Source organism: Kitasatospora sp. NPDC088264, from assembly GCF_040685715.1.
Lineage (GTDB): Bacteria > Actinomycetota > Actinomycetes > Streptomycetales > Streptomycetaceae > Kitasatospora.
This window is the reverse complement of record NZ_JBFBIR010000027.1, coordinates 90,419-104,293: the sequence shown is the minus strand read 5'-3', so window position 1 is coordinate 104,293 and position 13,875 is coordinate 90,419. Positions and strand designations below refer to the sequence as shown.

Below are 13,875 nucleotides of genomic sequence, written 5' to 3'. Positions count from 1 at the left end.
CACGCGGCCGGACCCGCGACCCTGCCACCGGACATTCGTTCGGACTTTCTGTTATCGGCGCGTCGCCGGGTGGTCTCCCAGGTGTCGGCACCCGACCCGCCGACCTGGACAGAAAGCGTGGGCACGTGAACAGCGACGACAGGACGACCATCCTCCCGGCGAACGGTGCCGAGAGCGGTGCACGGAGCGGAGCCTCCGGCCGACCCGGCGGCCGCGCCGCGCGCCGGGCCGCCCAGCGGCACACGGAACGCCCCGGAGACCGGGGCCGCCGGGCCCGACGGCGCGGTCCGGTCGGCCCGGTCGCCGCCGTCGCCGCCGCCGTGGCCGGCACTGGACTGCTCGCCGCCCTGGTCGGCGCCGGCTACGCGGCCTACGGCGGCAAGCAGGCCGACCGGGACGCCACCGGCCAGGCGCTGGCGGCGGACGCCGCCCTGATAGCAGCCGAGGCCGGCACCCACGACGGCATCCAGGTCCCCGGCGCCGGGGGAGCGGGCCCCGACGTCGCCGCGCCGCCGGTCACCCCGGCCGCCACCGACGCGGCACCGGCCCCGACCAGTGCCGCCGCGACCACCCCCGCCGCTCCGGCGTCCCCGACGGCCCTGGCGACCGCGACGCCGACCCGGACGGCCACCGGGAGGCCGAGCCCGAGCACGCCCGTGACCGCTCCTGCTCCCGCCAAGTCCGCCGGCACCCCGGCCGCCGCGCAGCGCACCGGTGCCCCCGCCCCCACGAGCGCCTCGGCGCCCACCCCGGTCGGCGGCGGCGCCGCTCCCTCCTCCGCCCAGCAGGTCGTCGACCTGGTCAACGTCGAACGCGCCAAGGCCGGCTGCGGCCCGGTCAGCGCCGAGCCCCGGCTGGCCGGCGCCGCCCAGTCGCACAGCGACGACATGGCGGACCGCAACTACTTCGACCACGCCAGCCCCGACGGCGAGCACGCCGACCACCGCATCGAGGTGACCGGCTACCGCTGGAGCACCTGGGGCGAGAACATCGCCCGCGGCCAGAAGGACCCGGCCGCGGTGATGGATTCCTGGATGAACAGCCCCGGTCACCGTGCGAACATCCTGAACTGCGCGTTCAAGCAGCTCGGGGTCGGTGTGCGGACCGGTTCCGGCGGCCCCTGGTGGACCCAGGTCTTCGCCGCCCCGGCCTGACCGGCCCTCCGGCAGGGTCCGTTTTCCGATTCCGCGCAAATTGTTGTTATCTGATCACTCACCACAGGTCTCCGAGGAGGCAGCGGCGAACGGAACACGGCAAGACGGAGTGCGGACCATGAACGCTGACGTGCAGAACAGGACCGGGACCACCCTGGTACGCGCGGCCCAGGCGGGCGACCGGCAGGCCCAGGAGGCGCTGGTCGCCGCCTGGCTGCCGCTCGTCTACAACGTCGCCGGGCGCGCCCTGGACGGTCACGCCGATGTCGACGACGTCGCCCAGGAGACCATGATCCGCGCCCTGGACGGCCTGGACGGGCTGCGCGAGCCGGAGTCCTTCCGCTCCTGGCTGGTCGCCATCACGATGAACCAGATCCGTCGTCGCCACGCCGCCGGCCAGCAGCAGCCCACCGTCGGGGGCCTCGACGAGACCTGGGAACTCGCCGACCCCAGGGCCGACTTCACCGACCTCACCGTCCTGCGCCTCGGCCTCTCCGGCCAGCGCCGGGAAGTCGCCGAGGCCACCCGCTGGCTCGACCCCGACGATCGCGAACTCCTCGCCCTCTGGTGGCTGGAGGCCAGCGGCGAACTCACCCGCACCGAACTGGCCGAAGCCCTCGACCTGACCCCGCAGCACACCGCCGTCCGCGTGCAGCGGATGAAGAAGCAGCTCGAAGCCGGCCGGATCGTCGTCCGCGCCCTCGGCGCCTACCCCCGCTGCCCCGAACTCGCCGACGTCACCACCGGTTTCGACGGCACCCCCAACTCCGTGTGGCGCAAGCGCATCGCCCGCCACATCCGCGGCTGCGCCACCTGCGACCGCCTCGGCCGCGACCTCTTCCCCGCCGAAGGACTGCTGGCCGGCCTCGCCCTGGTGCCGATCCCGCTCGGCTCGCCCGCGCTGCTGCACTTCCAGCACACCGCGGCCACCGTCGCCACCACCGCCCCGACCGCCGCGAGCACCCACGCGGGCTGGGCCGGGACCGCCGCGCGCAAGGCCGTCCTGGCGAGCGGTGCGGTGGCGGTGGTGACCGTCACCACCCTCGCCCTGGTCTGGTCGCACCCCGCCGACACCCCGAGGGAGGCGACCCCCGAACCCACCACCCCGGCCGCCGCTCCCGCAGCCCCGGTGCCCCCCGCGACCCCGGCCGCCGCCCCGGTCACCCTGTCGGCCACGCCCACGCCGACCCCCAGCGAGACACCGACGGCCACGCCGTCACCCACCGCCACCCGGTCGGTGGCCCCGCCGCCGCCCAGCCCGGAGCGCCAACTCGTCGACCTCGTCAACGCCGAACGCGGCAAGGTGGGCTGCGCCCCCCTGCGGATCGACCCCCGGCTGCACGCGGCCGCCCAGAAGCACGCCGACGACATGGTCGCCCGTGGCTTCTTCGACCACGTCAACCCGGACGGCGTCCGCACCGACGCCCGGCTGACGGCCGTCGGCTACCGCTGGTCCCAGTGGGGCGAGAACCTCGACCGGGGTCCGACGTCCCCCGCCACGGTGGTCGCCCACTGGATGGACGGCGGCATCCACCAGACCAACATGCTGGACTGCGGCTTCAAGGACGTCGGCGTCGGTCTGGCCACCGGCCCCGCCGGCGCCTACTGGACCCAGGACCTCGGCGCCCCGCTGTCCTGACACCGCACCGCAGCACCGTCGTACCGACACGTTGTCGCGCTGCTGCGAGCTAGGCGGGGGTGACCCCGACCAGTCCGTCGGCCGAGCCCGTCACGTACCCGGTCGCCTCCCCGACCACACCGCCCGCGTCCCCGACCTGCCCCGGCAACGCGTCCGGCGCGCTGGTCAGCGATCCGGACAGTCCGTCCTGCCCCCCGACGGCACTGGCGTGCGCACTCGGTGCGGTGAGCGAGGCCACGAAACCCACGGCGAGCGAGGCGACGGCGAGCATGCTGCGCTTCTTCATGGCGGGTCCAACGACGATCCGCCGGGCGGGTTACGAGGACGGCGGCGGATTCCCTCGTCCGTGGCCGTGCGGCCGGGGCCGCGGCACAGCCGCAGCCCGGTGACGGCCGGTCGGCCGAACGGTGGCGCCGCGGGCCCCGGACGGGCTGTCGGGCCCCGGGCCTTTTCCGGTGGCGGGAGGCGTGGGAGGGCGGTGGGATGGGGAGGGGTCGGGAATGATTCCGGCAAATCGGTTGAATCACCACACTTTCGGTCTCATCGACGTCGGTCTCATCGACCAGGACCCCCCACCGCGACACGAAGGGCACCCGATGCACGCAGCCGAGCTCACGCCAGCCGTCCTCGCCGAGCTGCGCCGCCCCCGGCGCTACCCGGCCGTCTCCGTTCTGCTGCCCACCCACCGCAGCGAGCCCGACAACACCCAGGACCCGGTCCGCCTGCGCAACCTCGTCGCCGAGGCGAAGAACCGGCTGCACGCCGACGAGGCGGTCAGCCGGGCCGACCGGCTGGACGTCGTCGAGCAGCTGGACCGCGCGCTCACCGAGGTCGACCTCGTGCACGCCGAGGACGGTTTGGTGATCTACGCCGCCCCCGGTGAGCACCAGGTGTGGTCCCTGCCGCGCCCGGTGCCCTCCCGGGTCGTGCTGTCCGAAACCTTCCTGACCCGCAACCTGGTCTCCGCCTACACCGCCGGTGCGCCCTACTGGGTGCTGACCGTCGCCGCCGACCGGGTCGCCCTGTTCAGCGGCAGCGGGGCGCACCTGGCCGAGCACACGGGTGCCGCCTTCCCGCTCGACCAGGTCCGGCCGGACTGGGACGTCGAGCGCCAGGAGCGGATCGGGGACGTACCGAGCACCTTCCGCGACGAGGAGACCCGCCGCTTCCTGCGTTCGGCCGACACCGCGCTGGCCGCCGTGCTGGAGGCCGACAACCGCCCGCTGTACGTGCTCGGCGAGGCCGCCGCGATCTCCCTGCTCGACGAGATCGGCACCGCTGCCAAGCGGGCCACCGCCCAGGTCTCGCACGGCGGCCTCGGCCACGCCGCCGCCGCCGCGGTGGCCGAGGCCGTCCGGTCCACGGTCGCCGAGCAGGGCAGCAAGGCCGTCACCGAGTTGCACGAGCGCCTCGACCAGGCCCAGGGCGTGAAGGGCCTGGCCGCCGGCATCGACGAGGTCTGGCAGACCGTCGCCGAGGGCCGCGCCGCGCTGGTCGCGGTGGAGGAGGACTACTGGCAGCCCGTCCGGGTGACCGACAACCACCTCGTCCCGGCGGCGGCCGGTGAGCCCGACGTCCGCGAGGACATGGTCGACGAGATCGTGGAGCGCGCCCTCGACACCGGCGCCAAGGTGCAGTTCGTCCCCACCGGCGAACTCGACGCCCGCGGCCACATCGCGGCCGTCCTGCGGTACTGACCCGCCCGGTACTGACCCGCCCGGTACTGACCCGCTCGGTGCGGGCCCGGCACGGCACCGGGCCCGCACCGCCGTGTCACGGCCGCGTCAGGACCGGTGGAACGCCCGCCCGGCGGCACCCGAGGAGACCGACCCGACCCCGGGTATCAGCCCGCCGGTGATCGGCCGGGCGTCCGCACCGCGCAGGGCCGCCCCGCCGCCCGCGCCGTACCACCGCGCTGTCCACCGGTCGCAGCCCCCGGCACCTACCCGTCGCCGCTCGCCACCCATGAGAGGACCCCCGTTCTCTGATCGTGCTCGGGACGCTAGCAGGAGCCACTGACACTGAACCCAGGTCGGCCAGGTCGGCCCGGACGGTCCTCAGCGGGTCGTGGTCGAGGAGGGAGTGCTCCCCTCGGAGGTCCGGATCGAGTCCAGCACCTGCTGCACCTGCTGGATCGTCACGTGCGACGGCTCCCGCAGGCAGGCCGTCAGCTGGATCAGCACCAGCGTGCCGGTCCGGGCGACGGCCCGATGGCCGATGAGCTCGCGGGTGCCGCCGAGCGTGAGGCATTCCTTGTCGAGCGTGACGTCGGAGGTGACGGCCAATGAGGTGGTGAACTTCCCGACCAGGTCCGGTTGGTCCACCAGCCGGAGGGTGAGGAGGGCGCCGCCGACGGGCAGCAGCGTGTCGGACGGGCAGGCGATGCCCGCGGTCCGGCAGGGGGACGCGGGGCTGATCGGCCCGGTGGCCAGGTAGCCGATGCCGTTCCGGGGGTCGCCGTTGAAGGTGCTCTGGCTGTACCAGCCGCTCGGCAGGTCGAGCGCCAGGTTCGGGTACGACGAGAAGCGGACCTGCGATCCGGGCGTCGGCACCATGGTCGGTGTCGCGCTGGGGCCGATCGTCGGAGTGGGCGGTACCCCGCCCGGCACCGTTTCGGCCGGTCCGGTCACCCCCGGTCCCGCAGCCGTCCCCAGTCCTGCCGCCACCCCGCGCTCCGGCGTGGGCGCGATCGCGGGCGCGGCGGCCAGCGCCGCGGCGACCAGCCCGGCGGTCAGTCCGGCCCCGAGCCCGGCGGCCCGCCGTCGGCGCCGGGTGCCGATGGCGCGGGCGCGTACCCGTTCCATCCGGTCCTCGGGCGTGGCGAGCTCCGGTACGGCCTGGTGGAGCAGGATCCGCAGCTCCTCGCCCTCACCGCCGTCCGGCCTCGGGTCGTCCGGGTCCAGCAGGTCAGTACCGATCACGGGGTCCCCCCGCCAGCAGCAGTTCCCGGGCCGGCAGCCGGCCGCGCAGCGCGGCGAGCGCGCGGTGCGTCTGGCTCTTGACCGTGCCGGTGCTGCAACCCAGGACCTCGGCGGTCTCCTCGACGCTGAGGTCCTCGAAGAAGCGCAGCACCACCACGGCCCGTTGGCGCGGCGGCAGGGCACGGACGGCCTGGGCGACCACCTCTCCGAGCACCACCCCTTCGTACGGGTCCGCGCTCGCCGGCGGCGGCTCCGGCAGTTCGCCGTGCGGCAGTTCGCCGGTCCAGCGGCGGCGCCACCAGGAGACGTTGCAGTTGACCAGCACCTTCCGCAGGTAGGCCTCGGGCCGGTCGATGGAGATCCGGTCCCATTTGGGCCAGATCTTGGCGAGCGCGGTCTGCAGCAGATCCTCCGCCTGGTGCGGGTCGCCGGTCAACAGCCAGGCCACCCGCAGCATCTTCGGGCCGCAGGCGGAGACGAACTCCTCGAAGTCCGGTGTGCCATCCCTCATCCCGCCGTCCCCGCCATGGTGTCCGTGCCGTCCCTGTCAGCCGTGGCGGCCTGCTGGGCCGCGATCGTGGTGTCCTACTCACAGCTGATGAACGTGCTGGACGGTGTTTCGGGTTGTCTTCCGGGCACGGGGATTTTCGGCCGGCCGGCGCGGGGAGGTTGGACGGCCCGCGAGCCGGCCGGGACTCGGCCGGGCGGCGGGCGGGCCGTGGGCACCACGATGGCCGCGTCGGTCCCGTCCGGCCAGAGGCGCTCACGGGGCGTCCGGGCGCACGATGCGGCGCGCCAGGGGCGTACGGGTGGGACGCAGGGGGCGGCGGACCACGGACCGGGCCAACCGGGTGACGGCGGGTCAGAGCGTCCCGGAGCCGTGCGGCGCCTCGGTGGGGACACCGCGGGCGGCGGCCGCCGGGTCCGAGGTCACCGGGGTGACCGTCCAGTCGGGGTGGCCGGGCATCGGCGGGGTGCGCAGCCCGTACAGCCAGTCGGTGAGGAAACCGGAGAGGTCCTGGCCGGAGACCTCGGAGGCGGTGCGCAGGTAGTCCCGGGTGGTGGCGGTGCCGTACCGGTGCCCGCGCAGGAAGGTGTGCTCGATCCGGTCGAAGGTCCCGGCGCCGACCCGCTCGCGCAGTGCGAACAGCACCAGCGCGCCGCCGGTGTAGCGCTGGCTGTCGAAGAGCTTGGCGGCGCTGGGAGCGGCGACCGGTCCGGAGTCGTGCCGCCACTGGTCGCCGAGGCCGTAGAGGGCCCGCATCCGGTCGACCAGGGTGGTGTGGCCCCAGGCGTCCGGCCAGCCGCGCTCGTAGCGGTAGACCAGGGCGTAGTAGTCGGCGTGCCCCTCGTTGAGCCACAGGTCCGCCCAACTGGCGGGGGAGACGCTGTCGCCGAACCAGGAGTGCACCAGCTCGTGCATCTGGTGCGAGCCGATCGCGGACTCGGGCTGGCGCAGGAAGTCAGGCTTGTAGAGGGTGAGGGTCTGGGTCTCCAGGCCGGTGAAGCCGAACGCGGCGGGGTCGTCGGTGTCGGCCGGCAGGAGGCCGTAGGTCTCGAAGGGGAACGGCCCGAGGTGCTGCTCGGCCCAGGTCAGCTGGTCGGTGGTGAGCGCCAGGGCGGGTTCGAGGTCGGCGGCCCGGGCGGTCGGGACGACGTCGCGCAGCGGCAGGCCGTGCGGGCCGGTGCGCTCGCGGACGGTGTAGTTCCCGACGGAGACCTGCACCAGCTCGGTGGCCATCGGCTCGCGGGAGGCGTAGCGCCGGGTGGTCCGGCCGTCGCCGAGCCGTTCGGTCTGCGTCAACTCCCCGTTGGCGACGCCCAGCAGGCCGTCGGGCGCGGTGACGGCGATGGTGAACCGGGCCTTGTCGCTGGGGTGGTCGTTGCACGGGAAGACGGTGTGCGCGCTGTCCGGCTGGCCGGCCACCGCGAAGCCGTCCGGGGTCGGGACCCAGCCGGTGTGCGGGAGCCTGGCGTGCGGGTCGGCGGTGTACTCGACGGTCAGCCGCGCGGTGGTGCCGCGGTGCAGGGGCCGGGGCGGGGTGATGGTCAGCTTCTCGTCGTGGGCGGCGAACCCCGCCGGGCGCCCGTCGACCCGCACGGCGCGCACGGTCAGGCCCAGCGCGTCCAGCTCCAGGTGTGCCAGGGTGCGGGACGGCCGGGCGGTGATCACCGCGGTCGCGTCGACCGTGCGGGTATCGGCGCGGTAGTCGAACGACAGGTCGTAGGCGAGCGCGTCGTACCCGCTGTTGCCGAGTGAGGGGAAGACCGGGTCGCCGAGGCCGTCCGCGGCGGTGGCGGCCGGGGTGCCGGCGGACAGCAGCACCGCACTGAGCACGAGTGGGAGGACGAGGCCGACACGGGGCCTGGACAGGGTGATCACCGCACTTCGGGAGTCGTGGCCTCGGGGGGCCTGGCTGCGGGATTCGTGGCTTCGGGAGCCCCGGTGAGGAGCGGGGCCGGGCGGCGGTACGTGCGCGACGCACCGGGCACGGACCCTAGCGGACCGGGGCGCCCGCCAGGCGCCGCCGCCCGGACGGTTGTCGACACGAGTCCATCCCCCGGACGGCCTACAGCGATGGCGGGGCCGCCGCGCGCTGGCTAACGTTCGAAGTGCTTCGCCCCCTGACGGACGAGGCCACGGCCGTCGGAGAACCTGGCCAGGTCCGGCGGCCGTCCTTCATGCCCGGGTGCACCCCGTAGGCTGGCGGCCGAGACGACGCCCGCGTACCGGATGCCAGGAGCCGCCGTGACCAGCCCCGATTCGCACGTTCTGGTGATCGGCGAGTGCGTCGCCGACATCGTCCGCACGGATGGCGCCCCGGACACCGTCCACCCCGGCGGCAGCCCCGCGAACGTCGCCTACGGCCTGGCCCGGTTGGGGCGGCCCGCCACCCTGCTCACCCAGCTCGGGGAGGACGCCAACGGCCGGCTGATCCGGGCGCACCTGGAGTCGGCGGGGGTGGTGGTCCGGGCCGCCGGGGTGGCGCGGACCCCCTCGGCCGTGGTGCGTCTCGACGGGCAGGGGCGGGCGCGCTACACCTTCGACATCGGCTGGACGTTGCCGCCGACCGAACTCGCCGAAGCGCCGGGCGCGATCCACCTCGGCTCGATCGGGGCGGTCACCGACCCGGGCGCGGCGGCGGTGCTGGCGCTGGTCGAGCGGTGGCGCGGCCGGGCGCAGATCAGTTACGACCCGAACGTGCGCCCCGCGCTGATGGGCGAGCGGGCGCGGGCCGTGCGGCGGGTCGAGCGCTGCGTGGCGCTGAGCGACGTGGTCAAGGCGAGTGATGAGGACCTGGCCTGGCTCTACCCCGGTGAGGATGCGGAGGCGGTCGCGCGCAGCTGGCTCGCCCTCGGCCCGGCCGTGGTCGCGGTGACCCTGGGCGCCGACGGCGCGTTCGCGCTCACCGCCGGGGGCGGGCACGCGCGGGCCGCAGCCGTTCCGGTGCCGGTCGCCGACACCGTCGGCGCCGGGGACTCCTTCACGGCGGCTTTCCTGCACGCCCGCGCGGCCGGCGCCGACCTCGCCGGCTGCCTCACCCAGGCGGTGACGGCCGCCGCGCTGACCGTCTCCCGCCCCGGCGCCAACCCGCCCTCGACGGCGGAGCTGACGGCCGCCCTGGCGCAGGCGAGTTAGGGCGTGCTCTAGCCGGCCAGCTCCTTGCCGTACCAGATCTGGGCGTACGGGCCGCTGCTGTAGGCGGGGATCTCGCGGTAGCCGTGGCGGGTGTAGAGCGCGCGGGCCTCGACCAGGTCGAGGCGGGTGTCGAGGACGATCCGCCGGGCGCCGAGCGAGCGGGCGGCCTCGTCGACGGCGGCGAGCAGCCGGGCGCCGCCGCCGGTGCCGCGCAGGCCGGGGCGGACGAACACCCGGGTCAGCTCGACGGTGTCGGCGTCGCGCCGGCGCAGCCCGGCGCAGGACTGGGCCGCGCCGTCGTAGTGGCCTAGCAGGAAGAGGCCGTCCGGTGCGGCGAGGTCGTCGCTGGGGGAGCCGGCCAGCCCCGACTCCAGTTCCTCGGGGGTGCCTTCGCGGCCGAGGTGCAGGCGGTAGTAGCGGTTGGCCACGTCGTAGTAGTACTCGCGCAGCAGGGCCAGGGCCTCGGGTGCGGTGACGTCCGCCGTGGCGACGGACCAGAGGCGGGCGGTGCGGGGCGCGGTGTCGGTCATGGGCGCATGATCGGTGGTCGCGGGCCCGGTCCGCAATCGGGTTTCGCACGGCCGCCCGGTCGGCTCGGGTGCCCGGCCGGTTCGGCAAAGGAAGGGCAAGGAGCCCGGCGCGTCGTTGCCCCGCACGGGTGATGAGGGGGTTGGCGGGGGTGCGCTGCGGGGGAGCAGTGCGTCTATGAACAGATCATCAAATCATCGCATTAATGCGGGTTTGAGAGGGATTCAGGGACGCGGCGCCGGTGCTCGGGCGGGTGTGCGGACCGGTTTGCTGGCCACCGTCTGCCTCTCCGCCGTCGCCGCCGGCTGTGCGGGGCCGGCCGACCCCGCGCGGCCGGCCGTCGTCCCGCCCGCGCCGGGTGCCGTGCCCGTCGTCGAACACGGGGTCGGCCGCCCGCCCGAGGCGCTGCCGGTGCTGCCGGGCCTGGCCCGCAAGGAGGAGGAGGTCGGCACCGAGGCGGTCGCGCGCCGGGATTCGGAAACCCGGGCGGCCCTGGAGACCGCGCACCGCTGGGGCCTGGAGGCCCCGCCGCTGAAGGCGCCGCCACGCCCGGCGACCAGGCCGGTGCTGGCCCAGTCGCAGGGCGTGAAGCTCAAGGAGGGGCGGCCGCCGGTGGTCTACCGGGTGCCGACCGACGAGAAGGTGGTCTTCCTCACCGTCGACGACGGCTCCGAGAAGGACCCGGAGTTCTCCCGGATGGCCGACGAACTCGGCATCCCGCTCAGCACCTACGTTTCCGACTACCTGGCCCGCGAGAACTACGGCTACTTCCGCGACCTGCACGCCCAGGGGGTGGAGATCAACAACCACACCATCAACCACCGCAACCTGAAGGTCCTCGGCTACGAGGCCCAACGCGACGAGATCTGCCGTCAGCAGGACCAGCTGGAGAAGCAGATCGGCGTCCGCCCCCGGCTGTTCCGGCCCCCGTACGGCGAGTACAACGACGACACGCTGCGCGCGGCGGCGTCCTGCGGGGTCCAGGCGGTGCCGCTGTGGAACGAGGAGGCCTTCCCGGACCACATGGAGTGGCGCTACGACGACCGCAAGCTCCACTCGGGCGACATCATCCTCACCCACTTCCGGGGCACCGACCTCTGGAAGGCCTCGATGCCGGACCTGCTCCGCAAGGTCGTCAACGACGTCACCGCGCAGGGCTTCGCCCTCGGCCGGCTGGACGACTACCTGTAGGAGTTCGCCCGTCGAGGGCTCCGAGGATCAGCCGAGCGAGAGGGCGTCGAGGTACACCCAGGCGCCCTCGTGCCGGACGAACCGGCTGTGCTCGGTGAGCACGCCCTGCTCGCGGCCCTCGGTCCAGTGCGCCCGGAAGGCGACCGTGCCCTCCGCGTGGAAGGCGCCGCCCTCGGTGGTGGCCACCACCTCCAGGCCGGTCCAGCGCAGCGCCGGGTCGAAGTCCACCTCGGCGGGCCGGGTGTCCGGGTGCCAGGTGCGCAGCAGGTAGGCCTCGTCCTGGGCGGCGAAGGCGCTGTACCGCGAGCGCATCAGGGACTCGGCGGTGGTGGCCGCCGTCTGGCCGCGGTGCAGCCGCCCGCAGCAGTCGCCGTAGGCGGCGGGCAGGCCGCAGGGGCAGGGGGAGGAGGGCAGCAGCCGGGGCGCGGAGGCGGCGGCGCGGGGCGCGGGGTGACGTCGGGACATGCGGTCCATTCTCTCCCTCCGGCCCCGGCCGCCCCGACCGGGGCCGGTGGGGCGTCCGGGTGCGGGTGCTCAGCAGTGGGCGGAGTCCGGTTCGCCGAACCAGGCGTGCAGCGCGCGCAGCAGCCCGTCCGGATCCTCCTCCCCGGGAGCGGCGGCCCAGGCGACGTAGCCGTCCGGGCGTACCAGCAGCGCGCCGGCGGGTGGTTGCGGGCAGTCGGCCGTGAGCACGTCCACCCGGCCCTTCCAACCGGCCGCGAGGTCGGCGAGCCGTGGCGGGCCGTCCGCGAGGTCGAGCAGCAGGGCCCGGCCGCCGCGGGCCAGTTCGGCGAGCCGGGTGGGGCCGGTGGCGGTGGTCAGCGGGAGGTCCGGCGCGAAGCCGCCGGCGAGCGGGTGCGGGCAGTCGGTGTCGTACCGGACGTCGCTGCCCGCCATGAGCGCGGCGATCCGCCCGAGGTTGTCCTGGTACGCGAGCAGCTCGCCGAACAGGGCGCGCAGGGCGGTGACGGCCGGGCCCGGGGACATCAGGGCCATCTGGGCCTGCGAGTGCATGAAGACCCGTTCGCCGATGGGGTACCGCTCGCGGTGGTAGCTGTCCAGCAGGCCGGGCGGGGCCCAGCCCTGGAGGTCGGCGGCCAGCTTCCAGCCGAGGTTCGCGGCGTCCTGGAGCCCGAGGTTGAGGCCCGGACCGCCGGTGGCGGCGTGCACGTGCGCGGCGTCGCCGACCAGCAGCACCCGGCCCTCGCGGTAGCGCTCGGCGAGCCGGGTGTTGTGCCCGACCTGGCGGCGCGGGGTGTGCGCGCCGGGCGTGTCGGCCGGGGCGAGCGGCAGGTCGGCGCCGGTCACCCGGCGGACGCTGGCGCGCAGTTCGTCCAGCGTGGCCGGCACGGTCTCGTCGACGGGCGGGCCGGCCCACTCCATGGTGGCCATCATGGCGAGTTCCGGGCCCATCGGGGCGAGCACGAACACGCCGTGCGCGGTGCGGGTGTGGGTGAACGGGCGGAACGGCGTCGGGCAGCCGGGCAGCAGCACCTCGCCGGTGTCGAGCACCCGCAGTCCCTCGGGCGGGCGCACGTGGGCGATGCGCGCGACGGGGTCGGGCGAGGTGACCCCGGGGAAGCCGATCCCGGCCAGCTTGCGGACGGTGCTGCGGCCGCCGTCGGCGCCGACCAGGTAGCGGGCGCGCAGCCGCTCCGGCCCGTCCGGTCCGAGGACCTCGACGGTCACCCCCGCCGCGTCCTGGCTCAGGCCGGTGACCTCGCGGCCGTGGTGCACGGTCACGCCGAGTTCGCGGGCCCGCTCCGCCAGGGCCTGCTCGATCCGGTGCTGCGGCACCGGCAGGGCGTACAGCGGGTTGCCGTCGAGCTCCCGGAGGTCCAGCGGGAACGCGCCGAACACGAAGCGGGGCACCGGGGCCGGGGCGCCCGGGCCGCCGAGCCGCTCGTACAGGCCGCGGTGGTCCAGCAGCCGGATCACCTGGCCGACCAGCCCGTTCGCCTTCTGCTCCGACGAACGTTCGGCCAGCCGGTCCAGCACCACCGGCCGGACTCCGGCCAGCGCCAGTTCGCAGGCCAGCATCAGCCCGTTCGGGCCGGCGCCGGCGATGATGACATCGTGGGTCATGGTAAATCCCCCTGTGCGACGGTGAGTTCACGAAGACGACGGTTCGGGGAGGCCGGCCGCCAGCTGCCGCAGTGCCTCCGCCAGGAGCGTTTGCAGCGGTACCGGCGGGTCGGCGCGCAGCCATACGTCGCTGGCCGCCTTGAGTGCGGCCAGGACGCCGGCGGCGACCAGTCTGGGGTGGAGGCCGCCGGGGTCGACCCCGGTCCGGGCGGCCACCGCCGCGGTGAGCCCGGCCTCGGCGTCCGCGCCGGCACGGGCCAGCTCGGCCTGGAGGGCCGGTTCGCGCAGCAGTAGCCGCACCGCGGCGGTCCACCGCGGGTCCGGCTGCTCCGCCGCGCCGTCGAAGGGCGCGAGGGTGGCCCGGGTGAGCGCCTCCCAGAGCGGTTCGGCGGCGGGCCGCTCGCTCAGCGCCTCGCCGACGAGCCGGATGCGGTCGCAGTGCCGGGAGACGATGGCCTCGGCCTTGCTGGAGAAGTAGTTGTTGTAGGTGCGCGGCGACACCCCGGCCGCGGCCGCGATGTCCTCGACCCGGACGTTCTCCAGGCCCCGTTCCACCGCCAGGCGCAGTGCGGCCCAGCTCAGCGCCTCCCGGGTCGCGGCCTTCTTCCGTTCCCGCAGACCGATCTGACTCTTCGTCATGACCACCACTCTCCCCAGAAGCCTGCGCGCCGCGCAAGACTGCGCGGCACGCAACTTTTTCGGAGCCGACACCCCGGG

13 protein-coding genes are annotated in these 13,875 nt (G+C 74.9%); 5 read left to right on the top strand and 8 right to left on the bottom strand.

Annotated features, from left to right (window positions below; genetic code table 11):
- Window positions 1-125 precede the first annotated feature (125 nt).
- Complete coding sequence (locus AB0O82_RS21745) at window positions 126-1,154, top strand: CAP domain-containing protein (RefSeq protein ID WP_363585619.1); 1,029 nt, start codon at window positions 126-128, stop codon at window positions 1,152-1,154.
- Between the two features lie 118 nt (window positions 1,155-1,272).
- Window positions 1,273-2,793: a sigma-70 family RNA polymerase sigma factor gene (locus tag AB0O82_RS21740; protein ID WP_363585618.1), complete on the top strand. Its 1,521-nt coding sequence runs from the start codon at window positions 1,273-1,275 to the stop codon at window positions 2,791-2,793.
- A 49-nt stretch (window positions 2,794-2,842) separates the two neighbouring features.
- Here AB0O82_RS21740 and AB0O82_RS21735 read toward each other — a convergent pair whose 3' ends face one another.
- Window positions 2,843-3,079, bottom strand: a complete 237-nt coding sequence (locus AB0O82_RS21735) for a hypothetical protein (protein WP_363585617.1) — start codon at window positions 3,077-3,079, stop codon at window positions 2,843-2,845.
- A gap of 310 nt (window positions 3,080-3,389) precedes the next feature.
- On the opposite strand from AB0O82_RS21735, the gene AB0O82_RS21730 reads away from it, so the two are divergent.
- A complete protein-coding gene (locus AB0O82_RS21730) occupies window positions 3,390-4,490 on the top strand; it encodes a chemotaxis protein (protein WP_363585616.1) in 1,101 nt (366 codons plus the stop codon).
- Window positions 4,491-4,850: 360 nt separating this feature from the next.
- On the opposite strand, the gene AB0O82_RS21725 is transcribed toward AB0O82_RS21730, so the two are convergent.
- From AB0O82_RS21725 to AB0O82_RS21715, 3 genes are all read right to left on the bottom strand, one after another.
- A complete protein-coding gene (locus tag AB0O82_RS21725) occupies window positions 4,851-5,714 on the bottom strand; it encodes a hypothetical protein (protein WP_363585615.1) in 864 nt (287 codons plus the stop codon).
- Window positions 5,701-6,225: a SigE family RNA polymerase sigma factor gene (locus AB0O82_RS21720; RefSeq protein ID WP_363585614.1), complete on the bottom strand. Its 525-nt coding sequence runs from the start codon at window positions 6,223-6,225 to the stop codon at window positions 5,701-5,703. Before AB0O82_RS21720 ends, AB0O82_RS21725 begins: the two co-directional genes overlap by 14 nt.
- A 351-nt stretch (window positions 6,226-6,576) precedes the next feature.
- Window positions 6,577-8,052, bottom strand: a complete 1,476-nt coding sequence (locus AB0O82_RS21715; RefSeq protein ID WP_363585613.1) for a M1 family metallopeptidase — start codon at window positions 8,050-8,052, stop codon at window positions 6,577-6,579.
- A 411-nt stretch (window positions 8,053-8,463) separates the two neighbouring features.
- Between AB0O82_RS21715 and AB0O82_RS21710 the strand changes: the two genes are divergently transcribed.
- Window positions 8,464-9,354, top strand: a complete 891-nt coding sequence (locus AB0O82_RS21710; RefSeq protein WP_363585612.1) for a carbohydrate kinase — start codon at window positions 8,464-8,466, stop codon at window positions 9,352-9,354.
- A gap of 8 nt (window positions 9,355-9,362) precedes the next feature.
- Here AB0O82_RS21710 and AB0O82_RS21705 read toward each other — a convergent pair whose 3' ends face one another.
- Window positions 9,363-9,884, bottom strand: a complete 522-nt coding sequence (locus AB0O82_RS21705) for a GNAT family N-acetyltransferase (protein ID WP_363585611.1) — start codon at window positions 9,882-9,884, stop codon at window positions 9,363-9,365.
- 265 nt (window positions 9,885-10,149) lie between these two features.
- Here AB0O82_RS21705 and AB0O82_RS21700 point away from each other — a divergent pair, with 265 nt between their 5' ends.
- A complete protein-coding gene (locus AB0O82_RS21700) occupies window positions 10,150-11,073 on the top strand; it encodes a polysaccharide deacetylase family protein (protein WP_363585610.1) in 924 nt (307 codons plus the stop codon).
- A 27-nt stretch (window positions 11,074-11,100) separates the two neighbouring features.
- Here the strand turns inward: AB0O82_RS21700 and AB0O82_RS21695 are convergent, their stop codons facing one another.
- From AB0O82_RS21695 to AB0O82_RS21685, 3 genes are all read right to left on the bottom strand, one after another.
- Window positions 11,101-11,538, bottom strand: coding sequence for a YchJ family metal-binding protein (locus AB0O82_RS21695; protein WP_363585609.1), 438 nt, complete (start codon window positions 11,536-11,538; stop codon window positions 11,101-11,103).
- A 69-nt stretch (window positions 11,539-11,607) separates the two neighbouring features.
- Window positions 11,608-13,158, bottom strand: a complete 1,551-nt coding sequence (locus AB0O82_RS21690; RefSeq protein WP_363585608.1) for an FAD-dependent monooxygenase — start codon at window positions 13,156-13,158, stop codon at window positions 11,608-11,610.
- A 27-nt stretch (window positions 13,159-13,185) separates the two neighbouring features.
- Window positions 13,186-13,797 carry a TetR family transcriptional regulator gene (locus tag AB0O82_RS21685; protein ID WP_363585607.1) on the bottom strand — a complete coding sequence of 204 codons (612 nt, stop codon included), beginning with the start codon at window positions 13,795-13,797 and terminating at the stop codon, window positions 13,186-13,188.
- Window positions 13,798-13,875 lie beyond the last annotated feature (78 nt).

Excerpts from the sequence above, each read along its gene's own strand:
- AB0O82_RS21740 (WP_363585618.1), top strand. The coding sequence starts at position 1,273 with ATGAACGCTGACGTGCAGAACAGGACCGGGACCACCCTGGTACGCGCG.
- AB0O82_RS21735 (WP_363585617.1), bottom strand. The coding sequence starts at position 3,079 with ATGAAGAAGCGCAGCATGCTCGCCGTCGCCTCGCTCGCCGTGGGTTTC.
- AB0O82_RS21730 (WP_363585616.1), top strand. The coding sequence starts at position 3,390 with ATGCACGCAGCCGAGCTCACGCCAGCCGTCCTCGCCGAGCTGCGCCGC.
- AB0O82_RS21720 (WP_363585614.1), bottom strand. The coding sequence starts at position 6,225 with ATGAGGGATGGCACACCGGACTTCGAGGAGTTCGTCTCCGCCTGCGGC.
- AB0O82_RS21705 (WP_363585611.1), bottom strand. The coding sequence starts at position 9,884 with ATGACCGACACCGCGCCCCGCACCGCCCGCCTCTGGTCCGTCGCCACG.
- AB0O82_RS21695 (WP_363585609.1), bottom strand. The coding sequence starts at position 11,538 with ATGTCCCGACGTCACCCCGCGCCCCGCGCCGCCGCCTCCGCGCCCCGG.
- AB0O82_RS21690 (WP_363585608.1), bottom strand. The coding sequence starts at position 13,158 with ATGACCCACGATGTCATCATCGCCGGCGCCGGCCCGAACGGGCTGATG.
- AB0O82_RS21685 (WP_363585607.1), bottom strand. The coding sequence starts at position 13,797 with ATGACGAAGAGTCAGATCGGTCTGCGGGAACGGAAGAAGGCCGCGACC.